Here is a 23,731-nt window from a genome sequence, read left to right as displayed (position 1 = left end):
GCCCTATCTGCGGACCGCGGTGAGGTTACGGATCTCCTGACGGATCTCAGCCGTCTTCCCGGTGCCGTCGAGTTCGGCCCACATCAGTTCGACGAGCCCGGCGTTCACCAAACCTGCAGGGCTGCCACTGGATGAGGCGTTGCTGAGGCCGTGATCGGCCCTGAATCGTTCGACCGCAGCCACGATCGCGTCGTCATAGAACTGCCAGCCGTCTTCGCGCGTGATGACTTCGAAGTTGGCCATGTAATACTCGAGCGCGTGCATGATGAGCTTCACTTGCCACACGTCGATGCCCGACGGCTGCGACAACTCTCGGAAGCCGAGCGTACCCGAAATCGTTGAATAGATGCGCCGAAGCTCGGCAACAGGGGTGTCGTGTTGGCAGACGTTGATGTTCGCCGTGTACCCATCGGGTCTGCGTGAACGTCCCTCCCGTGGATCGGCCACGATGACCGCGGCGGACTGAAAACGCCCTTCACGGCGGTCTCCGCCGAGGGACTGCCCGGCCGCGAGTGCCTCAATGAGTCGGTCTGCGAGGTGACGTCCGGAGCCTTCGCTCGCCTCGAACGTCGCAGCCACCGCCGCGATCACCTCAGGCCCCACGAGTACGTTGCCCTGAGTTGCGTAGTTCGGACCTGAACGGTGGCCTGCCCAGGCTCCCGGGAGCGTGCCTGTGTGCTGCGCAGACGTCCCGTCCATACCCACGACGCCGACTTGCCGACGTGGCGAGTCCGGGTCACTCGCAATGGCTCGGTCCATCGCTTCTTGGGGGGATAGCCCCCCCTCCATGAAGTCGAGCAACTCTTGGCCGTACTCGGTCCGTGTCGACGCCTGGGTCGCTACGGCCCCCACGCCGGCACGCACCCAGGGCACGCCATTACCGACACATGGGACGCGTGTCGTGACTGCAACCCCCGACTCTCGTGTGACTGGGTCGACGGCGGCGATCGAGAACGTGTGGAAGACCAGCTCTTCGCCCCACTCGGCCGGCTCCTGAGCTTCAATCGTCGCGGGGACGGTAATGCCAGCCAAGGCCAAGAGGACAACAGTGCGTGACACGACGAGACGGAGCCGGGGAGTCTTCATGTTGTTTCGTTTCGGGGCGCGTAAATGATTTGCGGCTGCAATGTGTATGGGTACCATAAGGCCAGCCTGCCGCCCTTCCGGCCGGGCGGCAAGACCGTGACTCGAAATGGCTACGGCCGACTGGACGGACGGATGGACAAGTTCCTCGACCTTTTCACTATGGAAGGCCGCGCGAATCGTGCCTGGTATTTTTGGCACATCATCCTGGACGATCTCGCGATCTTAACCGCCATCGCGATGTGCGCTGGGCTCGTGTTCGTCACGGGAAGCCCGCTGTTCATCCTTCCCGGGATCGGTGCTGTCGTGGCTGGCTTGTGGGCAGGAATCGCGATCACGGTAAAACGCCTTCACGACTTGGACCGCCCAGGTTGGCACTGGTTCCTGCTCGCCGTTCCGCTGTACAACATCTACCTGGCGATTGTGTTGTTATTCGGCAGAGGCAGCTGGGGGCAGAATCAGTTCGGAGCCGATCCGCTGCAGGCAGCTCAAGTCGACGGGTACTTTCAGCCTTAGGGCGTATTTCGGAGGAAGACGTCGTTGCTTGCTCCTTGCGAGGGCGCTTGAATCTGCTGCGGTTGTGGGCGTCCGCTTGTTGCTTGGTCCACTCCTCCTTCTCGCTCCTTCTCTTCGCTCCGAGGCATAGCCTCGAGCCTCGCAAAGAGTAAGCAACGACGCCTTCCTCCCAACGGGTGGGCTACACGTCGATTGGCTGCGGGGTGGACGGGCGCTGGGGGTGGGGTCACAGGGCAGGCGGGTTAGGCGGGCTCGCGAGTTGACGTCGGACGATAGCGGGCCCCGGTGGTCCCCCTGCCTGCCCGGTCCGTGACCCACAACCGGGAAGCTGTTGTGCCCCAAACGTCGGGCGGCGGCGGGTTACGAAGCTCCCGGCGCCGGCTCGAGGCTTTGCCTCGGAGCGAAGCGAACGAAGACGTTGGGATACAGGAAGCAGTTACAAGCCAACGCCGACAGACGGAAGGACGCGCAGCGCCCTCGCCGGGAGCTTCGTAACCCACCGCCGCCTCCCGAACCCCTCAAACCCTCACGACGCACCCCCAACCAACCGCCCACGAAACTCCCTCATCAACAACCAAACAGAAAACAAAGCATGCAATCCAGCCGTCCCCACCGACAAATACCAGATGTGGTTGAGTTCGAACCATGACTGTTGGCTCATCCAGATGGCGGGCACGACGAAGGTGAGCAGGCGGGTGCCGGCGCTCATGAGGGCGGGCATGGTGTTGCCCATTCCTTGAAAGACGCTGGAGCAGGTGAAGATGATTCCCGTGGCAACGAAGTTCCACGAGATGATCCTCAGGAAGTCCGCCCCGACGGTGACCACCTGGAGGTCGTCCGTGAAGAAGGCTATGAATGCGTCGGAGCGCCACTGACAGACGAGCGTCAGTACGAACATGATCGCGCTGCCCTGGATAGCTGCCGTCTTGAACGTTTCGCGCACCCGGTCGTAGGCGCGGGCTCCGAAGTTCTGCCCTGCTAACGGTGCAGCGGCGAATGCGAGAGCCATGGCGGGCAGGAAGATGGCCTGCATGACGCGGGAACCGATGCCGTACCCGGCTTGGGCCTCCGCTCCGAAGCCCCGAATCGCCCAGTACATCACGCCGATGTTCACGAAGATGAGCAAAAACTCTCCTCCGGGAGGCAGGCCGATCTTGAGAATGCGCTTCCACGCCTCGAGTCGGGGTTTGAGCATCGCGAGGTCGAAGACCACGTACCGTTCCAGTCTCACGAAGTAGAACGAGATCATCACGACGCCGACGGCGATTGAAATCGTTGTAGAGATCCCTGCTCCGGCGACACCGAGAGGCCGCCCCGTCAGCCACCCGGCGATCATGATGGGCGCAAGAATCGCGTTGAGCAGGACGGTCGAGACTTGGACGATCATCGTGGGTTTCACGATGCCTGTACCACGGAGGGCAGACCCCATCGCAACCAAGGCGAACTGGAGCGCGAGACCTGGCAGGAACCACTTCAGGTACGTCATCCCGGCAGCCGTCGTCGCGGCATCGGCGCCGAGCGTGCCCATGTAACGGCCCGCCAGGGCGTATCCGCCCACAAGGGTCACCGTGGCGCAAAGAAGGGCGAAGAGGATGCTTTGATTGAAGATCAGGTTGGCGTCTTCGCGGTCTTTCCTGCCGCTCGCATGGGAAATGAGCGCCATAGTCCCCACACCGAGCACCTGTGTCAGAGCCATGATGAGGAATTGAAGGTTTCCGGCTGAGCCGACACCGGCAATGGCTGCGTCACCGAGTTGAGCGACGAAGTAGAGGTCGACCAGATAGTACGCGGTCTGGAAGATCATCCCGATCGCGATGGGGCCAGCCAGCTTCACGAGCTGTTTTGGAATCGGTCCGGTGGTGAGGTCCTCCATTAGAGGACTCTCTCTGCCAGCATGCGGGCATGCTTCCGGAGGTCCTGCGGCCAACCTTCGGATTCGGCCATGAACCTCTCACGGTCCCTCGCGTACAGGGCCCGGTTCGCCTCTTCGAAGCCCGGTTGGTTGCCGACCATGGCGACCATGAAGCGATAGGTGGACTCCTGAAGAGCGACAATTGAATTGGACTCTGAGTGTTCTTTTCGTGCCTGTTCTACGAGTCGGCGTAGCGTTGCGGAAGCGCCACCGGTCTGCGCCTGAAGGAACTTCCAATGGCGGGGCAGGAGGGTCACCTCCTTGGACACGACGCCGAGTTTCGGCCGGCCCGGTCCTCTTTTGGCTGACGGCTTCTGTGCCGGCTCCTCTTTCTTCGCACTCTCGTTGGCCTCAGCTGCTGTTGTAGCGATCACGGCCTCGACCCGGCCTCGGACGGCATCGAGTGAACCCCGAAGGTCCAGCTCCACCAAGCGGCTCGTGCTGTCATCGAAGACGAGGAGCAGAGTGTTGGGATCGTGGTCCACAACGGTCTTGGAAGCCATCGCTACGTGCATGAGCGACCCCGACGCAATGCGGCGTTCACCTGCGAACGCGGTGCATCCGCTTGGGACTTCACTCGTCATTCGTTCATCACCCGATTGAAGGAAGCCAATTTTATCAGGGTAAAATACGACTGTCAATATTACCCGGGTAAATTGCGGAACGTCCATTTGTGCAGGTACTTTCCGGTGTTGTATTCATTCGTTCATCGATGGTAGACATGGAATCACAGATCCAGATTGATCGAGGCGTCGTCATCCACGGTGGGGTGGGCACTCTGAGCGCCGCTGCGCTGACGGACGAGATTGCGGCATCCTACCGTGCGGTACTGACGGAATCGCTCCTCGCAGGAAGCGCCGTCATCCAATCCGGCGGACCGGCGGTCGACGCTACTGTCGCTGCGGTCCAGATCATGGAGGACTCAGAGCTCTTCAATGCCGGCCGCGGGTCCAACTTTGACGAGCGTGGTGTGATCACCATGGACGCGTCGATTATGGACGGAGCCACGCTTGACGCCGGTGCTGTCGCGGGGGTCACTAATGTGCGTTCTCCCGTGCACCTCGCTCAGTTGATCATGGCGCGTTCCGAACATCTCATGCTGATTGGAGAGGGGGCCGAGTCGTTTGCTCGATCCCAAGGCGTCGATGTCACAGAGCCTTCGTTCTTTCACACCCAGCGGAGATGGGACGAGATGCAGCGGGCGAAGGAACGCGGGGAAAGTGCGCGACCCAACGTGCTCGGGGACGCAGATGATGCCATGGCTCCTGCTTCAGCGGACGGCGCACCGATCTCCGCCGAGGGCAAATCAGGCACAGTCGGTGCAGTCGCGCTCGACTCCGCTGGCCATCTGGCTGCGGCTACGTCCACAGGCGGGATGGCGAATAAGATGTGGGGTCGCGTGGGCGATTCGCCGGTGATCGGAGCGGGGACCTATGCCTCCGCTCTATGTGCCGTGTCGTGCACTGGATGGGGGGAGTACTTCATCCGTAATGCCATCGCCTTCGATGTTCACGCGCGTATGGCCTACACGGGTGCGACGCTCGCAGAAGCGACCCACGCTGTGATCTTCGAGACGCTCCAAAAACAAGTACCCGGTTCGGGCGGCATGTGTGCGTTGGATGCTCAGGGTCGTGTCGAACTCTGTTTCAATACACCGGGGATGTATCGCGGCTGGATTGGCGAAGATGGTGAGCCGCACGTGGGGATCTTCCGCTAGGAGATCACAGCCTCCTTGCCGGCGTTCTTGACGTATTCGTCGAGCCATCCCGTGAAGCGGCCCCACATGTCGAGCTTGTTCTCGATCGCCCGCGGTGTGTGTGACTCGTACGGGTACTCATACAAGACAGCGTTCTTTCCAAGGATAGTGAGCGCAGAGATCATGCGCCGAGACTGAATGGGGAATGTCCCGGAGTTGTTGTCATCGCCCCCGTGGTACATGAGAAGCGGCGTCTCGATCTGGTCCGCCTTCAAGAAGGGTGACATTTCAATGTAGGTCGACTGCGCTTCCCAGATGTTGCGGCGCTCGGCTTGGAAGCCGTCAGGGGTCAGCGTCCGGTTGTACGCGCCATCGCCTGCGATCCCCGCCTTGAAGAAGGGCGCGTTGGCCAAGACGTTGGCTGTCGCGAACGCTCCGTAGCTGTGCCCGCCGTGTGCCAACCGGTCGACGTCGACGACGCCGAGCGCGTCCACCCCGCGAATGGCGCCATACATCGCATCGACGAGAGACGAGATGTAGGTGTCGTTGTAGTTCTCACCGATGATCGGGATGTCCGGGTAGATCAGCGCGTACCCAGCCGCGAGCCACATGTCGGACCAGCGCAGCCAACTCATGTGCGTGAAAGCATTCCTGTTGCGACTGCGGACGGCTGCATTCTCATACTGCTCCGTCCGGTTGTACTCGCGAGGATACGTCCAGAAAATACCGGGCACTTTTTCATCGCCCGGCTCCCAGCCGACAGGCATCGACACCCGGCCTTGAACCATGAGGCCGTCACGTCGTTCGAACTCGAAGTCCATCCGCGAAACAGACGTGACCTCGGGGAACGGGTCGACGTTGTTGGTGAGGTTCGGGCCGTAGCCGCTGTCGGCCGACCACAGATAGCTGTCTGGGAAGTCGTAGACGGATTCTCGGCTCGCGATCATCTGTGAGAAGTCTGCGTCGAGAGGAACGAGCGGTTGGTCGAAAGAGTCTGTCGCGCCTTCGAAGACACGGTCGGTCGAAGCGTCCGCGATGGAGACACGATCCACGAACGGCTGCGGCGTGAACTGCGCGTTGTAGCCGTCCCCTTTGAGGTAGGCGGACCCACCGTTCGACGTCACGTAGACATAGCTGAGGCCGTTCGACGTCACGCCCGTCAGAAGTGAGCCGGGTAGGTCGGCCGGATCGTCTGTGTCGTGGAAGTCGAGAAACATCGAGGCGGATCCACCGGATCCGACGGCGAAGTGCCGAATACCGGATTGCCCGTTCTTCGAGACGTTCCCGAAGGCGTGCTGACCGTCCAACGAGTAGCTCACTCCACTGATCGGGTCCTCGCTTTCGGCGACGACCTGACCGTTGTCGAGATCGAAGGGCGCGGTCACGACCATGATGAGGTCGGGGCGGGGTGCGTCATCGTCCTCGCGCGCCGGGCGCTCTAGGTAGCCGAGGCCTGCGCCGTCCGGGCGCCAAGCGAAGGCTCTGGGACCGTTGCCGCCGCCTGAGCCACCGAAACCACCCCCTTCTCGGAGGGGGGTCTCGTTCAGGACAGAGACTTCGTTTCCGTCACGGTCCATGACGAGTGTGGTCCGCGGGAACCCTTGGTAGGATGTGATGAAACTGAATGGCCGTTCCATGCGCGTGGTGAGGATGTGCTCCCCGTCGGCGCTGAGCCGAATCGACTCGTACATGCCCGGCTCACCGATCGGGTTGGGGTCGCCGTCGCCCAGTTCGGCGATCTGCGACGTCGTGTACCGTTCGAAGAGCATCTCGTCGTGTGCGTCTTCGAGCAGGTTCGGGTACGTGCGAGTCCGCGTCGCTTCTGCGCGCGTGTTACGCGTGAGCGGCCCGGTCGGCATGCGACTGCGCGCCGGCTCTGCCCCTCGGCCTTCCGGGACCAGGAGCGAAATCACTGTCCCTTCCGGCGTCCACTGGATCATGTTCGATGAACTCGTCCCCTGGCCGCGGGCGCTGGTGGCCACAGTGGCCAGCACGCGGTCATTACTGAGACTACGGGTGCGGCCGTTAGCCGCATCGGCGGTCCACACCTCGGTGTGGGTCGGCAGGTGTGCGAGGAACGCAAGCTGCGAACCATCTGGGGACCAAGTGAAGTCGCTGAAGAAGGAGTTGTCGGGCAGGTCCACCTCTAGGAAGTCCCGCGACTCCAAGGAGTAGAAGCCGAAACTGTCGATGCCGTAGGTGTCGAGGTGCCACAGCCGGTCCGTTTGTGGACGTAGCTCCAGCTCCGCCAACCGGTACGTCTCCTTGGACATCAGCTCGAGCGTAGAGAGCTCATTGACGTGCGGGATCAGGAAGTGCTCCCCGTCCGGGCTCATGTAACGGAGCGTCGCGTAGTTCTTGTCCGTCTCCAGGATGTTCTGGAGCGCCGGAGGAGGCGTGATGTAGGACGACGCGTCCGGGTTGGTGGTCGGAGCGTCCTGAGCGACCGTGGCCACGGGTGCGGTGATGGCCAGGGCAAGAGCGAAGACAATGGCCTGAAGTGGTTTGTGCATGCGATACACGGACTGCCTCCCGGGGCGGTCTGACGGACATGATTGTGTTACGTAAACACGATGGTTCGGTCCGACGTTCTGCACCAGTACGGGGCGGGGGTTGGTTGGATCAAAAGGACTACGACCGTGTCACTTCGAGTATGAAGTTCAGCAGCAGAATACCGTGGTCGTGACGTTACATCGGTTCGTGTGGAGTTAGGGAAGGGATGCATCAGTGGATGAGGAAGCTTCGCGGTCTGGCGGGCCTCGCATTAACCGGCGGTGTCTGCGGTGCCGTCCTGGGGAGTGGACTGGTACTGACCGCCTCCGAAGTGGCCCGCCACGTCCATGAGGTGTGGGAACGTCTCCTCAGAGGGACAGTCCAGCACTTCGTAGATCCGCACGGGCTCGGTCTTTCCCTTCACGATCACGTCGTCGATGTCGCGGACGCGGTATGTGCCCTTCAGGCCGTTCACCGTGTTCTGCGATACCAGGATCTGCGCTGAGCAGGTCTTGCACAGGCCTTCCATGCGCGAAGCGAGGTTCACGCCGTCGCCCATGACCGTGTAGTCCATTCGTTTCGGCGAACCGATGTTGCCGGAGACGACGTGATCCGTGTTGATGCCGATCCCGATGTTCACAGGCATGCCGCCGGTTTGTGCGCGCGCCGTGTCCCAGGCGCTCAGCTCGCGAACCATACCGATGGCGCAGCGGACGGCCCGGTCAGATCCTCTGCCGCTTCGCAGCCTTCAAGAACCTTCTTGCCAGTTGAGCAACCCGGTCCTGCCCCGCCTCTTCGGCCTCGGTCAGAATCTTCTCAACGTGGGGTACGAGGTGTGCCTCTCCCCATACGAAAGCTGTCGCCAGCTCGGCGCTGCGGGTTTCGCCGTCGTTGGCGCCATTGATGAGCGCCCAGGCAGCCGCCTCGTCGTAGTACGGTGAGTCTTCGTCCGGGAGCCGGTAGTCCGGCTCCTTCTGGGAGTCGTCCTCTTTGACGAATGCGCGCGACATCGGTGTGAGGCAGTCCGGACCTAAGCGCCCGCTGCCGCGGGGCCAGGCTTGGGCAGCTTGATCTCCGGATCTTCTGGATCTGGTCGATAAATCACGATGGTCTTTCCGATGATCTGTGGTACATGGCTGTCCCAGATAGCGTCGACGATCTGCGCAGCCACCTTCTTCGCGTTTTCCGGTGCGGACTCGAGGACCTTCACCTTGATGAGTTCACGCGTGTTCAGGGCGTCCGTCACGGACTGTACGGCGGCGTCCGTTACTCCCTCGTGCCCGATGTGCACGAGGGGCTTCAGGCGGTGAGCCAACTTGCGCAGGTGTGCGCGCTGTTTCGATGTCAGGTCCGCCATCAGCGGGTGAACTCCGAGGTGCAGATGAAAAGTTGTCGGAAAGAATAATGAATCGTGGCCTGGCATGGGCGTTGCCACGTGATGTAGCGCGGAGTGTGCAATTTGGGGCCATGTGCGGCGTCTGTAGTTTGAGGCGGAATACTACGCGCTGGCCGGCCGCATCGACGAGGCGAGATCGTCACCCATGGCGCTGACTTCGGACGATCAGCGGAGAGGTGCAGGTGTTGTGTTCGAGGCCGGGCATCCGGTGGCGGACGCCGGAGATGAAATGGCGGATGGCCCTCTCGCGGAGCGGGTGGTCGAGTTCTGGCCCAACCACTATATGGAGCTCTACCATGCGGGGGCCGCGATCTACGAGCGTGGTGAAGCTGGGTTGTCCGGTGAGTACCTCATTCGCTTTCTCGACAACTATGTTCTGGATGACAGCTGGCGAGTAAACGCGCCCACCATCTTGGCCGAAATCGGGTAGTCAGGACGTACCCCGAGCCGAGAGGTGCTCGTCAGCGGAATGGCCTGGGATCTGAAGCGAAATCCGTTCGTTATTGTAGTTGCGTACACTACCCGCTCGGCATCAGTTGCCGGGTGCATCTCGGTGCCTCTACACTGGATAAATGAATGGCTCACCGACTTCGGCCGCTGGCCCTCGCCCTCTGCTTTATCGTGGCGTCGTGCGGGGATTCCGGACCTGTGGGGGAAGAGGGAGTGGTCGATTTCAGCGGTACATGGGTGCTTCGGCTCGACTTCTCCTATCCCGCTGAAGACGTTTTCTGTGCGATCACCGACATCAGCCTCACAGTGGTGCAAAACGGAACCGTGCTTTCAGGTGGGGCTACAGGCGGCACCCAGGCCTGCTCTCAAACCGGTACCGACTGGCCAGAGGGCCAAATCGTAGACCAGATCCTGTCAGGGAGAACACGCTCTAATTCTGCGGTGTTTTCACTCAAGGGCGGTGGCTATTCGCTGAGCCTCAGTGGTCTTCCAAGGAGCGGTCGCTTCGATGGTACGTTTCAAGGCAACGCGTTCCTCGATCCGTTCGATGTTGGCGACGTGACGGTTTCAGGAACCTGGAGTGCCAGTCGGTAGTGTGTTGATTCCCCGGACATCTGCTGGCCCGCGCGCGCGTGCGCTACTCGTTGTTGCGGTGTCCGTGTTCGCTGCGTGTGGGATTTTCGGGCCTCCGCCGGTCGGTGTGGTGCAGTTGCTCGAGGCGTTCCTGACCGCTGAGGTCGCCACCACGCTCTCATTCACTGTGGAAGTCGAGGACGAAGTCGGCCGGCCCATTCAGGGATTCCCAGTAACGCTTGTTCCGGCTCAGGGCTCGGGCACGATCACCCCGACCTCCGTCAGCACAGGAGCAATGGGGACGATCACGATTCAATGGACGCTGGGGACAGCCGCGGGTATCCAGTCAGTTCGTGTATCCGCTGGTGCCAAATCTGTGACGGTCGAAGCGACTGCCACGCCGGGGGCTCCGAGCGAAGTCAGGGTAGCATCTGGAAATGGTCAGACGGGGCAGGTGGGCCTTCCTTTGAGCGCTCCGATCGTCATTGCCGTTCAGGATCGGTTCGGAAACCACGTGCCGGACGTGGGGGTTCACTTCTCCACAGACTCGGGACTGTTGGCTCACCTGCTCGTTATCTCGGATGCCGGAGGTGAAGCGGAAACGTCATGGTCACTAGGAGGGACGCTCGGGAGTCAGGCGATGTCGGCTTCCGCGCTCAATCTGACGGCCGTTCAAGTGACGGCCACGGGAATACCGGGCCCACCTGCGTCGTTGGTGGTGATGTCGGGAGATGCACAGAGCGGCGTCGTCGGGGAGGCTCTCGCGGAGTCGATCGTTTTCGAAGTGCGAGACGCTTTTGCGAATCCGGCTATCGGAGCAGCGGTCGATTTTTCTGGGGATGGTTCGGCTGATCCCCTGGCCGGCGCCGCAGACGATCAAGGCCGAGTCGCCGTGACATGGACCCTCGGCACGGCGGCCGGATCACAGGCCTTGGAGGCAGCGGCCGGCTCGGCCACCGCTGCGGTGGCGGCAGTCGCCCAGCCGGGTGCTCCGGCCAGCCTCAAAGAGGTCTCTGGCGGTGGGCAGCAGAGTTATGCCACGGCGACGCTGGTGGAACCCATGGTGGTCCGGGTCCTCGATGCGTTCGGAAACATGGTGCCGAAACCGCCGCCTGACCGTTTGCGACGGTCTACGTAGCTGAGCGACTCCATGACGTAGTGGGCTCGCCGCGTCAGGAGTCACGCCGCATGTTGGGCGTAGGTCACAACCCCATCGGAGAGTTCCTCATGCGATTCCTCGCATCGATCCTTCTGTGCGCTACCCTGGTCATCGGCGTCGCGCAGCCCGTTTCTGCACAGCCCGCTCAACTCGAGGGTTGGAAGAGTCAGCTCGTCGAGACGATCGAAGGTAGGCGTCAGTTCACCGCGAATGTGGTGGACCAGATCTTCAGCTACGGAGAACTCGGCTTCCAGGAGTTCGAGACGTCACGATATCTTGTGCAAGTGCTGAGGGACGAAGGCTTCACGGTCGAAGAGAACTACGCGGGCATCCCGACGGCCTGGGTCGCCACCTGGGGGTCAGGCAGTCCCAAGATCTCGCTCGGAACCGACATCGATAACATTCCCAAGGCATCGCAAACGCCGGGCGTCGCATGTCACCTCCCTCTCGTTGATGGAGCCCCAGGGCACGGGGAGGGGCACAACTCTGGTATGGCCGTTCAGATCACGGCAGCACTAGCTGTGAAGGATCTGATGGAGGCCGAGGGACTTCCCGGTACGATCCAAATCTGGCCCGGAGTCGCTGAAGAGCTCGTTGCCACCAAGGCGTACTATGTCCGCCAGGGCATGCTCGAGGACGTCGACATCGTTCTCTACGCCCACGTGGGGAGCAACCTCGGCACGGGCTGGGGGAACACCCCGGGCACGGGGCTGGTGTCCGCGATGTTCACCTTCGATGGTTTCGCCGCTCACGCGGGTGGGTCTCCGTGGCTCGGTCGTAGCGCTGCGGACGCGGCAAACCTCATGGAAGTAGGCTGGAATTTCCGTCGGGAGCACATCCGCACGCAGGCCAGGTCACACTCGATCATCTACGACGGCGGTGACCAGCCGAATGTCGTGCCATCGAAGGCGTCCGTCTGGTTCTACTTCCGCGAGAAGAACTACCCCCAGATCCGTGACCTCTTCGCCGTGGGCGATTCGATCGCACAGGGTGCCGCCATGATGTCGGGCACGAGGCTGGAGGAGACGCGGATCATCGGCTCGGCTTGGCCTGGTCACTTCAACAAGATCATCGCCGAGACGATGTACTCGAACATCCAGAACGTCGGCCTTCCGGAGTGGACTGAGGCCGACCAGCAGTTCGCACGTGCCACGCAGGGCGAAGTAGGTGGTCGTGAGTCCGGCTTGTCGACCGAGCTCAGCATCTTGAGGCCCGCTCCTACCGAGGCTCAGCGGACTGCCGGCTACGCAGACGATATCGGGGACATCTCGTGGAACGTGCCAACCGCCACGCTATCGTTCCCGTCTAATATCCCGAACCTGCCGGGCCACAACTGGGCCAACGCGATCGCGATGGCAACGCCGATTGCCCACAAGGGTGCGACGCAGGGCGCGATGGCTCAGGCGATGACACTCTTGGACTTCATGGTCCGGCCGGAGCTGGTGGAGGCTGCGTGGGAGTACTTCGACGATGTGCAAACGGCGGATATGACGTACACGCCGTTCATCAGCCCAACGGACATGCCCGCCACCGAAATGAACGAGGGCATCATGGCTGAATTTCGTGAGGAAATGAGCAAGTACTACTTCAACCCGGACGAGCATGACTCGTACCTGGAGCAGCTGGGGGTGTCGTATCCGACGTTTCGGCAGCCTGATGGGCGGTGCCGCATTGGGTCAGTGAGCGAGCAGGGACAGGGTGGCTGACGGCAGCGGGTGACGGTTTACCTCTCGTCGCCCGGGGTGCCGCAGTGGACTTGGACGTCGTGTCGACGGTTGTGGCAGCGTATCAAGTGACGCCTTAGCGGATCGATCCAGACACTCAACTGACGATTCGTGATGCCTGTGACCGAGGGCCCCCCACCTGTGACGTCGATCTCGGCGAGTTCGACGCCGACGGCTTCGTGAGTTGGTTGACCGGGAACCAAGAATTGGCGGGGAGTCTCACACTAGTGATCACCATGCAGTCACGTGGGCAGCAGGACTACCTGCCCTCCTTTGGTTCGGATTCGGGCTGACGCTCTAACTGCCCTGATCGAACCCGAACTGGCACGCTCACATGAACTTCTCGTGGGTGGGTTTTGTGGACTACGAGGAAGCCACTGTCCAGCGTTGAGACGCTTGCTACGAGTTATGTCGGAAGCCTAGAAAGCGCCCGGACGCTTCTTCGATGTCGTCGGCATTCCTGCCCAGATGGGGCGACTCAGCCGCCCAGTCGTTCGAGTGCGGCTCGGGCATCTGCGTTACCACGCTCGGCAGATTGCCGGTACCAGGCCACCGCCTGCTCGAGGTTGGTCTCTACGCCGTTCCCTACTTCGTAGGCTTCACCCAGGCGGAGTTGTGTGATCGCGTCGCCCTGGTCGGCGGCGAGCGTCCACCAAAAGACGGCGGCCTCCGGGTCGAGTGGCACGCCGCGCCCGACTCGGTACGCGTTCCCGATGTTGTGCGCGGCCAGCACATGTCCGGTCTCCGACGCTACGGTAAACCACTCGACTGCGGTTGCTGGGTCGGCCTCGACTCCGAGGCCTTCGTCGTAGGCTGTACCCATTAGGAAGATCGCTTCGGGTTCTTCGGTCTCGGCCAGTTCTCGGATCTCCTGGATCACTCCCGCGGCCAGCGAGCGGGCGAGGTCTTCGTCCCTGTCGAAGCCCATGCGTCCGCGAGAATAACAACGGGCGAGCCACATCCGAGCGAGTGCAGAGTCGGTATCCTCAAGGACCTCCAGGAGTAACTCTTGCGCCCGGGTATCGTCGACGTGACCTGCGACCCCGGTGTACCAGTCGATCGCTTCCAGAAGGCGGGGATCGGCGCTCGCTGCTGACCGCCCGAAAAGGAAAACATCCGCCTCTTCCACGGTAAAGACCGGTGTGCTCTCCGAAAGCGGTGGGGCTCCCATCTGTGTCGTGCGATTCTGCACCCGTTGTGCGCGCATTTCTTCGCGGTTGTTGAGAACGACCCAAGTACGCTGAATCGTGGGCGCTCCTTGTGCCTGAGCCTCGCGCGGCCGGAGATATCGCTCCACGTAGTAGTCCAATGGCTCGGCACTGACGAAGTCGCTCGCGACGAGGTCGCCGGGGCGGAAGTACTCCATCATTTGGATCGCGATCTCTTCGCCCTCAGGAAATCCTCCTGTTTCGAGCGATGCGCGCACGGGTGAAGCCAAGACGATGTGAACGGTCATCAGTACGGCCCAAAGTCTGATGAAGCCTCCAGTGACAGAACTCGGCAGGAGTCGCTTCAAAGAAGACGCGCAACGTAGAAGCTGCCACGAAACGGTTGGCAGTAAGGGCCTCTAAGCCTGTAACCGCGCGCGTTCGTCGAATACTCGATAAGGACCGGGGAGGTCTCGACGATCATCGCTGCGATGAGACCTGCGCGTCGACCGGAGGCCTGGTGGCCCACCCATGCGGCAATGGAGATGAGCATGCATCCCGCGAAGAAGGCGGGAAGCCGAATGATGATCGGGGCGGCTCGCATACGAAACCGCCTACTCTTTTCCGACGGAAGCAGGGCCGATATCTGCGATCGACGCGGTACCAGCCAGTCCCATGGTGACCTCGAGTTCGTTCTGGAGAATCTCTAGGACACGTTCGACGCCGGCCTGCCCGAAGGCCCCCAGGCCCCACAAATAGGGGCGCCCAACTGCCACTGCGGTCGCCCCTCGAGCGAGGGCCTTGAACACGTCCGTCCCGCGTCTCACTCCACCGTCCATGATGATGGGTACTCGGCCATCCACGGCCTCCGCCATTTCGGGAAGTGCGTTGATCGTCGCGCGGCCGCTACCCTCGGATCTGCCCCCGTGGTTCGAGACCCATACGGCGTCCACGCCGTGTTCTACGGCGAGCGTGGCGTCTTCGTGTGTGACCAGGCCTTTCACGATGATGCGTTGGTCCGTGATCTCCCGGAGCCGGCCAATGAAATCCCATGTCATGGCGGGGGTGCGCAAATCGCTGGGTGGGGAGGACGTGCCTTGGTACATCGGCTTCACTGGGGGTGCTTGGCCTCCTTCTGTGTGACAGCCGGCACAGTTCCGGTCATCGATGCGTGCCCATCGTTCCTGAGTCAGGCGATTGCTATCCGAGGGTAAGTCGACCGTGAGTACGATGGTGGGGCACCCCGCTTCACGGACCCTCGCTACAACGTCCTGAGTCACGCTCCAATTGGACGTCGCGTAGAGCTGGTACCAGACGGGTTCACCCCGTGCTTCGTTCACTTCTTCAACTGCGGTGGAACTCACGGAGGAGAGGACTTGGAGATGGCCCCTGGCTCGCGCCGCTCGTGCGGTTCCCGATTCCGCATCCTCGTGGAAGGCGCGGTGGCTCCCGGCCGGAGCAATCACGATTGGCGAGCGCCACTCACGTCCGAACAGGTTCACGCTCGTATCGATCTTGCTGACATCAATGAGCCGTCTCGCACGCACGTACAGATCCTCGAAGCCCGCTCGGTTGTTGCGTTGGGTCTCTTCACCGTCCACGCCGGTCTGGATGTATCCGAAATGTGCGGGAGGCATCACAGCTTCGGCGACTTTCTCCATGTCAAAGACGTCGAGTGCCTTCTGCGCTTCCATGACAAGATCGTCGAGCGTTCGGCTCCTGCCCTGCTGCGCGATGGTGTCTGGTGTGCCGAAGGCATCGCAGCCACCCAGGTAAGGAAGCAGCGGACTAGCGGCGAGCCACCGGAGGAAGTCACGGCGCCGAATCTCGGTATGCGGTGTGTCGGACAAGGTCGTTTTCTTTCAAGGTGAATCTGGCGTCGCCCATTTCGAGTGGCTGCGACGGAGTCAGGTTGGGATGCACGGGCAATAACGTCAATCAGGGGCCTGCTCGCAGTGCTCGATCCGGTTTGCAGTCCGACTCCGATGTTCCCTTGATGAAGCCCACATTTCGTTCTCTTTCAGCGCACGTCCATGGTGGCCTGTCGGTTGCTTTGGTGGGGCTGATCCTCTCGCCCGTCTCCGGCGAGGCCCATGCCGTTTGGTCGTATGATGCGCCGAGGGCGGCGGGCACAATTCAGATCGACGGCAGGCTCGATGATGCTTGGTCCGGGGCGCCCGGCCCGGTGGCGGTACCAGGACAAGCGCGGGCGGTCCCTCCCCGAGCGGGTGACAGCCGGCGGGTGAATTTCTCCCGCGTTGAGTGGCCGTTGATCGAGGCGGACGATGGCTACAGGAAGGAACGAGAGCCCGTGGATTGGTGACGGAGTTCGCGAGGGGGTGACCGCCTTGGCAGGCACGCTTCTGAATGCGGGGCTCTACCTGCCCGACCTAACGCCTGTGCAACTGGATGAGGCCGTTGCCATTGCTCGTGAGGCGGGGGCTTTAGGGGTGTCGGTCTTCGAAATGGATGGGCTGACGGACGAGCACTTGTCGACTGTGAGGAGCGGGCTGAGCGTCTAACGCTCTGCCAGCGCCGCTAGAGACAGGTCCAACTTCTCGCGAAACCAGTCGACGGACTTCGCGCATGCCTCGAGCTCTTCTGCGTTGATGAGGATGGACCAGCCATCGTTTGACTCGGCGACAATGCAGGGTGTGGCTCCTCGCGTCACGGCTTCCAGCTCCGGAGGCTGCTCGTTCAAGTGCACCAGGTGGAGTGGGAGTGTGCACTCATCTTCGAGTGTCTTCCACTCGTCCTTTTTGGACACAGTTGCGTGTGTGATATCACACAGAGCGCAGTGCATGGTCCCCCGGATCTTCCCGAACACATAGGCCAGCTCGCCGGCGATGCCGCCGTTTGCGTTGTACACGCCCCAAAGTGCCTTCGGTTGCACGCTCATTCCTCCTTGGTCGTATGGGTCGAAGAGTAACGCCCACAGGCATTCCTTGGGTTCCCCCTGTATGTTCGGGGCCATGACTATTCGATCGATATCAAGTGTTCTGACAGCCTTCCTGATTACCGCGTGCGGCCAGCCCGAATTCGACCTCGTACTCGAGGGCGGTATGGTGGTGGACGGCACCGGGGCGCCTGCTTTCACGGCCGACGTCGCCGTGCTCGACCAGGTCATCGTAGAAGTCGGGGATCTCTCTGGGCGTTCCGCGACGGACCGCATCGACGTCACCGGGCACTACGTCGCCCCCGGCTTCATCGACATCCATACGCATTCGATTGGGTTGATCCGGGAAGAGCGCGATGCGGACAACTTCGTCCGCCAAGGTGTGACGACCCTTATGGAGGGGAACGACGGAAACTCACCGCTCGAGCTGGGCGGCTTCTACGATTCGCTGAGTGCGGGAGGGCCTGTAGCCCCGAACTTTGGGATGTTCGTAGGCCATGGCTCGATTAGGTCCGAGGTAATCGGGAACGAAGACAGAGCTGCGACTCCAGGCGAACTGGATCGGATGCGTGCATACGTCGCCACGGGCATGGAGGACGGCGCCTTTGGGCTTTCCACCGGGCTCTTCTATTTGCCCGGTAGCTTTGCGGAGACATCAGAGGTCATTGAACTCGCGAAGGTCGCTGCTGCCGCGGGTGGCATGTACATCTCCCACCTGCGCAACGAGGACGTCAACGTCCTCGAGTCCGTGAAAGAGACGATCCGAATCGGGCGTGAGGCTGGTATCCCTGTCCAGATGACCCACCACAAGGTGGGCGGGCACCGCAACTTCGGGCGGAGCGTCGAGTCCCTGGAGTTGATCGCAGCAGCTCGAGCCGAGGGTGTCGACATCACCTTTGACCAGTATCCGTACACAGCGTCGTCGACAGGCTTGTCCAGCGTTATTCCCCGCTGGGCCCAGGCGGGTGGGCAACTCGCGGAGCGGCTATCCGATCCCGCGACGCGCCGGCGTGTGGTGGACGACATCGAGGCCTTCGTCGAAATGCGCTTTGCGGACGACCCGTCCAAGATCCAGCTCGTGTCTTGCTCTTTCGATGAAAAATCGGCGGCCGCTTTTCCGGACGATCTCTCGGGTTGGACGCTTGCCGACATCTTCACCGCTCGGGACGTGCCGGGGACTCCCGCTCAGATAGCTGACCTCATTCTCGAGATCGATGCCGCCGGACGGTGCGGTGCGATCTTCCACGCGTTCGACGAAGAGGACGTTGAACGCTTCATGCAGTCGGAGTTCGGCATGATCGGTTCGGATGGTCGCTTGTCCCGGTTCGGGGAGGCCAGCCCTCACCCCCGTGGATACGGCACCTTCGCCCGAGTTCTGGGAGTGTACGCGCGCGAGCGCGGCGTGATCACCATGGAAGAGGGTGTGCGTCGAATGACTTCGGCTCCGGCGGACCGACTAGGACTCTCTGATCGCGGAAGGGTGTCCCCGGGTATGGTGGCGGACCTCACCGTCTTCGATCCAGAGACCGTGGCCGACCGAGCGACCTTCGATGATCCACATCAGTACGCGGTCGGGATCCCGCATGTCTTCGTAGGTGGAATCGCGGTGGTGCGGGATTCTGAAGTCACCGGGATGCGGCCCGGCGTGGTACTACGCGGCCCCGGGTACCGGCATCGATGACCGCGACGGACACGCGGTCAGTCATCGTCCCCGCCTGCGGCGGCTTCAAATTCCAGAAGTCGTGTTTCGAGCGAGCCCATCACCCGTTCCAACGCATCCTGTTCTTTGCCGAAGAAGAAGCGGAAGACCGGAGTCGATGTGGCGACGACACCGAGGATCCCCGCCGGAAGCAAGAGTCCTGGGTTGGCGATCGCGAGTGCCTTTCCAACGATTGCAGCTGTTGCCATGCCCGTGACGGACCCGCCCCCAATGACCAGGCCGAGGAATCCGTCCCGATAGTTCCCGAGTACCCGGATGCGTGTCTGGTCGCCCTCGGGTCGAAGCGAGACGTAGCGAGTTCCGAGTGAACCACCTGCCTTCCACTCGAAGCCGCCCATGATCTCTGTCACGATGCCCTGGCGGGCGAATTCATTGCGAATCAGATCGAGCAGATGTGGCATGTGGTCGTCTTGAAGCCGCGCCGGGATGACACGCTCGAATTGCACCGTGGTCGGCTGACCCAAGATCCGTCCTGTGGGCGCGGTTCGAACGATATCGAGAGAGCGTGCCGCAGTTTCGATCTGGGCAGACTCGATGCCGACTTCTACGCCGATGTCTTTGAGCTCCTCCAGCGTCATGCCAGAGCCCGACATCGACCCGGAATCGTCAGTACGTGAGTCGACCGCTTTTCGTAGGATCAGGGCGACTTCGTCTTCGTTATAGCGGCGTTCAGGCACGGTCGTCAGCCTCGGCGAGCGGCCGCTAGGGTCGAGTACCTGCGCGTTTCGTGCCCATGATGGACCCGTTGCCCATACCCGCCATTTCGAACTGACCGATGAGTTCGCCTTCCTCGATCATGATTTGGAACGTGAGCGAGAAGTCTGGGCTGTCACCAACGAACGTGACCTCGTGAGAATCAGTATCTACCGTGAACGTGTTCAGGTCGACCACGCCCATGTCGGTTCCGAGGGATCCACTGAACTCACCGTCGGTCTCCGTGATGTCCAAGACTCCGCCGAGCTGCATGCCCATGGCGTCGATGGAGACGTCGTATGTGCCAGTGGGCGTCCACGGCGGCGGCGGCGGTGGCGGTGGCGGACCGGCCGAGCAGGCCGCGACCATCGCGGCGAGCATGATTGTTGGAAGCAGCTTCTTCATTGCTGTGGTCTCCGGGGTGGTAGCTGGTTGGGCACGCCCAATGTAAGGAGGTGCCGGCGCCTTGGCACGGATCGGGCGCATTGAGCTGGAGGACGGTGTCGCGCATCAGTCCAAATGCTTGAGCTCAGCATCGAGTGCTGGCAGAAGTGCCGTCGCTTGAGGGATCCGATCTCTAGCTCCCCGCCTGCTCGGCGGTCTCGCCACGCGTCGACTCCGAGCCCGACTACGACACCGAGTACAACAACGGCGAACTCGGCGGCCAACCAGCCGAGGCGGCTGCGGAGGTGGGATCGTTCACTCATGGGAGACTCCGCTCTTCGAATTGCGCCTCATGCAGACGGGCGAACCTGGCGCGGTTCCATACCGTGCGCCTCGGGGTAAGTCGGCATGTGGTGTTTCGTAGGATGCATGTGAAGGTGGCACCTGACGAACTGCGCACTGAGCCGCGACATCCCGATTCTAATGATCAACGGTGTGGTGATCTGCAGGTTCCGACCCTTGAGTACGTTGCTCGCTGGGGTGACCTGAACGCCTGCCAGGCGACGCTCTCCGTCCCCGAGTTTATGGATCCGTAGGACGACAACACGACCGTCGAGCGGTCGGCCTGCGTAGGATGCGGAGCGGAAACCCTGTTCTACAACGCCAACGGTGGGAGGCATACGTGGCCCGGTCACCTTCAATTCTGCGCTCGGGGCTAAAGGTTTGGAACTCAACGCGACCGACTCTATTCTGGCGTTCTTTTTTCGGAACTCCCGCTAACGATCGATGGCCCGCTTCCCTGAGTCGCGCCTCACGCGCTCGCACGGCATACTCATGGCGGGTGGAATGGTTGGGTTGATTCAGATCGGCCGGAGAAGAGCATGGTACGCTACGAAGTGAATGGCCCCGTCGACGAGCAGGAGGTCGATCAACTCTTCTCCGCGGTTTGGCCCAATCATGCGCCTAGGAGTTTGGCGGACATGCTCGACGTGAGTTTGACCTACGCCGTGGCCTACCCCGATGACACTTTGGGCGGATTCGTACGAGTCTTGGAGTGCGGGCGTGTGCGCGGATTCGCGATTGGCTCCACGGCGCATCCTGACGCGGGAGATGGCGTAGGCACGGCGTTGTTCAACGAGGCCGCAGCTGTGGCGAAGGAAAAGGGATTGAAGCAGCTACACGTCGAACTTCCGTCGAAGATGAGGTGTTTCTGCGGCCGGGCAGGCTTTCGGCACACCGCTGCGGGGCGCCACAAATGTTGAGTAACTGGCCACACAGCGTCGGTCCTGTGGCACTGAGAGTCTGCCTCATGGCACTCGCGATTCCAGCACTAGCTGAATCCCAGGCTCCTGATCCACAGCCCGGAACTACCGCGATCATGGGTGGCGTGCTATGGGATGGCACCGCCGATGTGGCCCGCCCGAACCCCGGGATCCTCATCCAGAACGGGACGATCCTGCGGCTCGGCGTCGCACCTGCCGAAGTTGGTGCCGCGACCGTCGTGCTCCTTGAGGACGACCAGTTCATTATGCCGGGCCTCTTCGATCTGCATGCACACTACGCGGTCGACCTATTCGGAGAAGGCCGGGTCGATGACTACACTGTGAACCCGGTCCTCTTTCTCGCGAACGGAGTGACCTCGACCTTTCCGGCGGGAGAGATCGACCCAGATGAGGCGCGCCGCGGCCGTGCCCGCATTGCGAGTGGTGAAATGCCAGGGCCGCGCATCTACAGCTCGGGACCGTATTGGGGCTCAGCTCGTCCAGGCTGGAGTCACGAAGCGATGACTCCTGATTCGATCAGGAAGGAAGCGACGTACTGGGCGTTGAACGGAGCCCGCGGTTTCAAGGCCAAGGGGATCCGGCCGGAACAGCTCGAGGTCCTCATTGACGTTGCCCACGCGCATGGACTCACGGTGACGGGCCACCTCGACTCTGGATTCCGGAATAGCGTCAATCCGCGAGATGCCATCTACATGGGCATCGATCGGATCGAACACTTCATGGGTGGCGACGCTTTTGTGGGTACGCAGTCTGCGTACGCGTCGCTTGAGTCGTTTGATCTGGACGACCCCGAGACCCTCGACCGGATCGAAGCGCAGACGAAGTTGTTCGTGGCCCAGGGCGCCTACTTCGACGCGACCCTCAGCGCCTATGACTACTGGGCAGGGAAGGACGCGGAGGTTTACGACTATTGGGAGGACGAGCGCGGCTTCCTGACCCCTTACGCGCGCGCAGAAGTAGAGTCGCGGCTCCCACGAAACCCGATGGGGCAGTTCGAACGCATTTACTACATGAAGCGCCGGACCATCAAACTCTTCTACGACTTCGGCGGCGGCGACAACATCTCGCTTGGCACGGACCACCCGAGTTGGGGAGAATGGTGGAGTGGTTTCGGTGTGCACCGAGAGCTCCAGTCGATGGTCCTAGCCGGCCTCCCGAATGCGGCTGCTCTCAGGGTCGGCACGATCAACTCTGCTCGCGCTTTCGGTGTTGACGAACGACTCGGCACGATCGAGCAGGGCAAGTATGCAGACCTGATCGTGATTGACGGGAATCCCCTCGAAGAGATCACGGATACGCGACGCGTTACGTGGGTCATGATCCGGGGAGACGGGTACTACACCGAGCCGTTGTTCGAGTCCGTCCGAGGGAAGATGGGACCCGCCAGCGAGGCAGACGCGGACGGGTGGAAGGGGAATCTCCGCTTCGGCCGCTAGGAACACTCCCATTCTCTGCGGAATGGGCTTCCTAGCGGCTTGTCGCGTCTCCATGCTGTGTCTAGCGTTTCCAAGATCCTCTGCATGGCTCTGAACCATTAATTGGGCATGGTGGCGACCTGAATCGTCTTCCGTGGTTCTGAAGGAGCATCCGACAATGAAGCGAATTCATGTCCTCCTGGGCCTCTTGGCTGTTCTCGTAGCTGTGCCCGCGAACCTCTCAGCCAAGGTACTGCCCGAACGCGCTGTGCTGCGGGATATCCCGCTGACGAACGCCTTCCGTCGTGCCTTCGAAGCAGGCACGCGTGATTCGACCGGTGCGCCAGGCGCTGCATACGGGCAGTTCGAGGCGAACTGCTCCATCGACGCGCGATTCGACGTCGACGCCGGTACGATCACGGGTCGCGAGACCGCGGAGATCGAGAACAACAGTCCAGGTCTGCTGGATCGGATTGTGATTCGTCTCGACCCGAATGTGTATTCGGCGACTGCGGTTTTTTCTCGCGCGGTTCCGGATATCATCACCGGGACGGTTGTTTCGGCGGTCTCCGTAGGCCGGTGGCCGAAGGCGTGATTATGGCTCGTTTGGCGGCTCGTTTGGCGGCTCGTCGATGTATCTGACGGACGGCCACCGGCTCCTTATCCGAGAGACGTTGCAGGAGATCGAGGAGACGCCGCCGCCGGCTGAACCCGGAGTGTACGGCTGTGGACTCGCCATAGTGGGCCTAGTGGTGCTCGTTGGCTTTGGGATCGTAGGTCCCAGATTCGGGGTGGGTGCCGGCGTTGCCACCCCGATCCTCGTCGTTGGAGGAGGCTCCTTGGTCATTGGTATGGTGCTTTCGCTGACACGCAGTGGCTTCACGCGAAAGGTGGCCGGTGCGGCGACAGAGGTCGCCTTGAGCGAACTCGAAGACGGAGAGGGCGACGAAGACGTGCTCCTACGTGCGGCGACGCTTCTCCTGGCCCATGCCTTCGTCGCTTCCGGAGAGACCATGAGGTCTACCTTCGACCGAAGTGAAGCCGCGCTGCGTATAGGCGAGCGAATGCCGCTCGTTCGGGCCGTGGAGGGGTACCTGACTTCGTCGGAATCGATGTATCCGGTCTTTACTACGGAGACGTCCGAGGACGCCTCACCTTTGGACGGTGAGAGCGAAGAGGCCTAGCGACCG

General features: G+C 61.7%; 24 protein-coding genes. 12 read left to right on the top strand and 12 right to left on the bottom strand.

What is annotated here, in order from left to right:
• Positions 1-3 precede the first annotated feature (3 nt).
• A complete protein-coding gene (locus P8L30_07765; GenBank protein ID MDG2240085.1) occupies positions 4-1,086 on the bottom strand; it encodes a DUF1028 domain-containing protein in 1,083 nt (360 codons plus the stop codon).
• Positions 1,087-1,110: 24 nt separating this feature from the next.
• Here P8L30_07765 and P8L30_07760 point away from each other — a divergent pair, with 24 nt between their 5' ends.
• On the top strand, positions 1,111-1,599 hold the full coding sequence (locus tag P8L30_07760) for a DUF805 domain-containing protein (GenBank protein MDG2240084.1): 489 nt from the start codon (positions 1,111-1,113) through the stop codon (positions 1,597-1,599).
• A gap of 526 nt (positions 1,600-2,125) precedes the next feature.
• Here P8L30_07760 and P8L30_07755 read toward each other — a convergent pair.
• Together P8L30_07755 and P8L30_07750 are read right to left on the bottom strand one after the other, a co-directional pair.
• On the bottom strand, positions 2,126-3,472 hold the full coding sequence (locus P8L30_07755; protein ID MDG2240083.1) for an MATE family efflux transporter: 1,347 nt from the start codon (positions 3,470-3,472) through the stop codon (positions 2,126-2,128).
• The gene (locus P8L30_07750; protein MDG2240082.1) at positions 3,472-4,095 is read right to left on the bottom strand and encodes a DUF2239 family protein; all 624 of its coding nucleotides are present in this window, start codon (positions 4,093-4,095) and stop codon (positions 3,472-3,474) included. The genes P8L30_07755 and P8L30_07750 overlap by 1 nt, the downstream gene beginning before the upstream one ends.
• 137 nt (positions 4,096-4,232) lie before the next feature.
• Here P8L30_07750 and P8L30_07745 point away from each other — a divergent pair, with 137 nt between their 5' ends.
• Positions 4,233-5,228 carry an isoaspartyl peptidase/L-asparaginase gene (locus P8L30_07745; protein MDG2240081.1) on the top strand — a complete coding sequence of 332 codons (996 nt, stop codon included), beginning with the start codon at positions 4,233-4,235 and terminating at the stop codon, positions 5,226-5,228.
• Here the strand turns inward: P8L30_07745 and P8L30_07740 are convergent.
• The 4 genes from P8L30_07740 to yhbY form a co-directional block, all read right to left on the bottom strand.
• A complete protein-coding gene (locus P8L30_07740; protein ID MDG2240080.1) occupies positions 5,225-7,720 on the bottom strand; it encodes a prolyl oligopeptidase family serine peptidase in 2,496 nt (831 codons plus the stop codon). The two genes, P8L30_07745 and P8L30_07740, sit on opposite strands and share 4 nt — an antisense overlap.
• Positions 7,721-7,971: 251 nt before the next feature.
• Positions 7,972-8,445, bottom strand: coding sequence for an adenylate/guanylate cyclase domain-containing protein (locus P8L30_07735; GenBank protein MDG2240079.1), 474 nt, complete (start codon positions 8,443-8,445; stop codon positions 7,972-7,974).
• Positions 8,423-8,710, bottom strand: a complete 288-nt coding sequence (locus P8L30_07730; protein MDG2240078.1) for a hypothetical protein — start codon at positions 8,708-8,710, stop codon at positions 8,423-8,425. The genes P8L30_07735 and P8L30_07730 overlap by 23 nt, the downstream gene beginning before the upstream one ends.
• Positions 8,711-8,730: 20 nt before the next feature.
• Complete coding sequence (yhbY, locus tag P8L30_07725; GenBank protein ID MDG2240077.1) at positions 8,731-9,057, bottom strand: ribosome assembly RNA-binding protein YhbY; 327 nt, start codon at positions 9,055-9,057, stop codon at positions 8,731-8,733.
• Positions 9,058-9,241: 184 nt separating this feature from the next.
• Between yhbY and P8L30_07720 the strand changes: the two genes are divergently transcribed.
• From P8L30_07720 to P8L30_07705, 4 genes are all read left to right on the top strand, one after another.
• Positions 9,242-9,526 carry a hypothetical protein gene (locus P8L30_07720; protein ID MDG2240076.1) on the top strand — a complete coding sequence of 95 codons (285 nt, stop codon included), beginning with the start codon at positions 9,242-9,244 and terminating at the stop codon, positions 9,524-9,526.
• 146 nt (positions 9,527-9,672) lie between these two features.
• Positions 9,673-10,140, top strand: a complete 468-nt coding sequence (locus tag P8L30_07715; protein ID MDG2240075.1) for a hypothetical protein — start codon at positions 9,673-9,675, stop codon at positions 10,138-10,140.
• Positions 10,127-11,257 (top strand): hypothetical protein, encoded by a 1,131-nt coding sequence (locus P8L30_07710; protein MDG2240074.1) that lies wholly within the window; start codon positions 10,127-10,129, stop codon positions 11,255-11,257. The genes P8L30_07715 and P8L30_07710 overlap by 14 nt, the downstream gene beginning before the upstream one ends.
• 50 nt (positions 11,258-11,307) lie before the next feature.
• Positions 11,308-12,984: a hypothetical protein gene (locus P8L30_07705; protein ID MDG2240073.1), complete on the top strand. Its 1,677-nt coding sequence runs from the start codon at positions 11,308-11,310 to the stop codon at positions 12,982-12,984.
• 496 nt (positions 12,985-13,480) lie between these two features.
• Here the strand turns inward: P8L30_07705 and P8L30_07700 are convergent, their stop codons facing one another.
• Together P8L30_07700 and P8L30_07695 are read right to left on the bottom strand one after the other, a co-directional pair.
• The gene (locus P8L30_07700; GenBank protein ID MDG2240072.1) at positions 13,481-14,458 is read right to left on the bottom strand and encodes a tetratricopeptide repeat protein; all 978 of its coding nucleotides are present in this window, start codon (positions 14,456-14,458) and stop codon (positions 13,481-13,483) included.
• Between the two features lie 306 nt (positions 14,459-14,764).
• A complete protein-coding gene (locus P8L30_07695; protein ID MDG2240071.1) occupies positions 14,765-16,000 on the bottom strand; it encodes an alpha-hydroxy acid oxidase in 1,236 nt (411 codons plus the stop codon).
• Positions 16,001-16,435: 435 nt separating this feature from the next.
• On the opposite strand from P8L30_07695, the gene P8L30_07690 reads away from it, so the two are divergent.
• Positions 16,436-16,672 carry a hypothetical protein gene (locus P8L30_07690; protein MDG2240070.1) on the top strand — a complete coding sequence of 79 codons (237 nt, stop codon included), beginning with the start codon at positions 16,436-16,438 and terminating at the stop codon, positions 16,670-16,672.
• Here P8L30_07690 and P8L30_07685 read toward each other — a convergent pair.
• Entirely contained in the window at positions 16,669-17,124 is a 456-nt protein-coding gene (locus P8L30_07685; protein ID MDG2240069.1) for a hypothetical protein, read from the bottom strand. The genes P8L30_07690 and P8L30_07685 overlap by 4 nt on opposite strands.
• Here P8L30_07685 and P8L30_07680 point away from each other — a divergent pair.
• Entirely contained in the window at positions 17,123-18,727 is a 1,605-nt protein-coding gene (locus tag P8L30_07680; GenBank protein ID MDG2240068.1) for a D-aminoacylase, read from the top strand. The genes P8L30_07685 and P8L30_07680 overlap by 2 nt on opposite strands.
• A gap of 17 nt (positions 18,728-18,744) precedes the next feature.
• Here P8L30_07680 and P8L30_07675 read toward each other — a convergent pair whose 3' ends face one another.
• Entirely contained in the window at positions 18,745-19,443 is a 699-nt protein-coding gene (locus P8L30_07675; protein ID MDG2240067.1) for a hypothetical protein, read from the bottom strand.
• A gap of 25 nt (positions 19,444-19,468) precedes the next feature.
• Positions 19,469-19,864 carry a hypothetical protein gene (locus P8L30_07670; protein ID MDG2240066.1) on the bottom strand — a complete coding sequence of 132 codons (396 nt, stop codon included), beginning with the start codon at positions 19,862-19,864 and terminating at the stop codon, positions 19,469-19,471.
• An 860-nt stretch (positions 19,865-20,724) separates the two neighbouring features.
• On the opposite strand from P8L30_07670, the gene P8L30_07665 reads away from it, so the two are divergent.
• The 4 genes from P8L30_07665 (at position 20,725) to P8L30_07650 (ending at position 23,725) form a co-directional block, all read left to right on the top strand.
• A complete protein-coding gene (locus P8L30_07665; protein ID MDG2240065.1) occupies positions 20,725-21,105 on the top strand; it encodes a GNAT family N-acetyltransferase in 381 nt (126 codons plus the stop codon).
• Positions 21,106-21,152: 47 nt separating this feature from the next.
• The gene (locus P8L30_07660) at positions 21,153-22,562 is read left to right on the top strand and encodes an amidohydrolase family protein (GenBank protein ID MDG2240064.1); all 1,410 of its coding nucleotides are present in this window, start codon (positions 21,153-21,155) and stop codon (positions 22,560-22,562) included.
• A 157-nt stretch (positions 22,563-22,719) separates the two neighbouring features.
• Positions 22,720-23,136: a hypothetical protein gene (locus tag P8L30_07655; protein ID MDG2240063.1), complete on the top strand. Its 417-nt coding sequence runs from the start codon at positions 22,720-22,722 to the stop codon at positions 23,134-23,136.
• Positions 23,137-23,173: 37 nt separating this feature from the next.
• Complete coding sequence (locus tag P8L30_07650; protein MDG2240062.1) at positions 23,174-23,725, top strand: hypothetical protein; 552 nt, start codon at positions 23,174-23,176, stop codon at positions 23,723-23,725.
• The last annotated feature ends 6 nt before the right edge of the window (positions 23,726-23,731 follow it).

Source organism: Longimicrobiales bacterium (assembly GCA_029245345.1).
Lineage (GTDB): Bacteria > Gemmatimonadota > Gemmatimonadetes > Longimicrobiales > Gaopeijiaceae > CALFPJ01.
The sequence above is the reverse complement of the archived record's forward strand: the minus strand, read 5'-3'. Positions and strand labels throughout refer to the sequence as shown.

Bases quoted from the DNA above. Each gene is read 5' to 3' on its own strand.
- P8L30_07765 (MDG2240085.1), bottom strand. From the start codon at position 1,086: ATGAAGACTCCCCGGCTCCGTCTCGTCGTGTCACGCACTGTTGTCCTC.
- P8L30_07760 (MDG2240084.1), top strand. From the start codon at position 1,111: ATGATTTGCGGCTGCAATGTGTATGGGTACCATAAGGCCAGCCTGCCG.
- P8L30_07755 (MDG2240083.1), bottom strand. From the start codon at position 3,472: ATGGAGGACCTCACCACCGGACCGATTCCAAAACAGCTCGTGAAGCTG.
- P8L30_07750 (MDG2240082.1), bottom strand. From the start codon at position 4,095: ATGACGAGTGAAGTCCCAAGCGGATGCACCGCGTTCGCAGGTGAACGC.
- P8L30_07745 (MDG2240081.1), top strand. From the start codon at position 4,233: ATGGAATCACAGATCCAGATTGATCGAGGCGTCGTCATCCACGGTGGG.
- P8L30_07740 (MDG2240080.1), bottom strand. From the start codon at position 7,720: ATGCACAAACCACTTCAGGCCATTGTCTTCGCTCTTGCCCTGGCCATC.
- P8L30_07730 (MDG2240078.1), bottom strand. From the start codon at position 8,710: ATGTCGCGCGCATTCGTCAAAGAGGACGACTCCCAGAAGGAGCCGGAC.
- yhbY (MDG2240077.1), bottom strand. From the start codon at position 9,057: ATGGCGGACCTGACATCGAAACAGCGCGCACACCTGCGCAAGTTGGCT.
- P8L30_07720 (MDG2240076.1), top strand. From the start codon at position 9,242: ATGGCGCTGACTTCGGACGATCAGCGGAGAGGTGCAGGTGTTGTGTTC.
- P8L30_07715 (MDG2240075.1), top strand. From the start codon at position 9,673: ATGGCTCACCGACTTCGGCCGCTGGCCCTCGCCCTCTGCTTTATCGTG.
- P8L30_07705 (MDG2240073.1), top strand. From the start codon at position 11,308: ATGTTGGGCGTAGGTCACAACCCCATCGGAGAGTTCCTCATGCGATTC.
- P8L30_07700 (MDG2240072.1), bottom strand. From the start codon at position 14,458: ATGACCGTTCACATCGTCTTGGCTTCACCCGTGCGCGCATCGCTCGAA.
- P8L30_07690 (MDG2240070.1), top strand. From the start codon at position 16,436: ATGGCTACAGGAAGGAACGAGAGCCCGTGGATTGGTGACGGAGTTCGC.
- P8L30_07680 (MDG2240068.1), top strand. From the start codon at position 17,123: ATGACTATTCGATCGATATCAAGTGTTCTGACAGCCTTCCTGATTACC.
- P8L30_07685 (MDG2240069.1), bottom strand. From the start codon at position 17,124: ATGGCCCCGAACATACAGGGGGAACCCAAGGAATGCCTGTGGGCGTTA.
- P8L30_07670 (MDG2240066.1), bottom strand. From the start codon at position 19,864: ATGAAGAAGCTGCTTCCAACAATCATGCTCGCCGCGATGGTCGCGGCC.
- P8L30_07665 (MDG2240065.1), top strand. From the start codon at position 20,725: ATGGTACGCTACGAAGTGAATGGCCCCGTCGACGAGCAGGAGGTCGAT.
- P8L30_07660 (MDG2240064.1), top strand. From the start codon at position 21,153: ATGGCACTCGCGATTCCAGCACTAGCTGAATCCCAGGCTCCTGATCCA.
- P8L30_07655 (MDG2240063.1), top strand. From the start codon at position 22,720: ATGAAGCGAATTCATGTCCTCCTGGGCCTCTTGGCTGTTCTCGTAGCT.
- P8L30_07650 (MDG2240062.1), top strand. From the start codon at position 23,174: ATGTATCTGACGGACGGCCACCGGCTCCTTATCCGAGAGACGTTGCAG.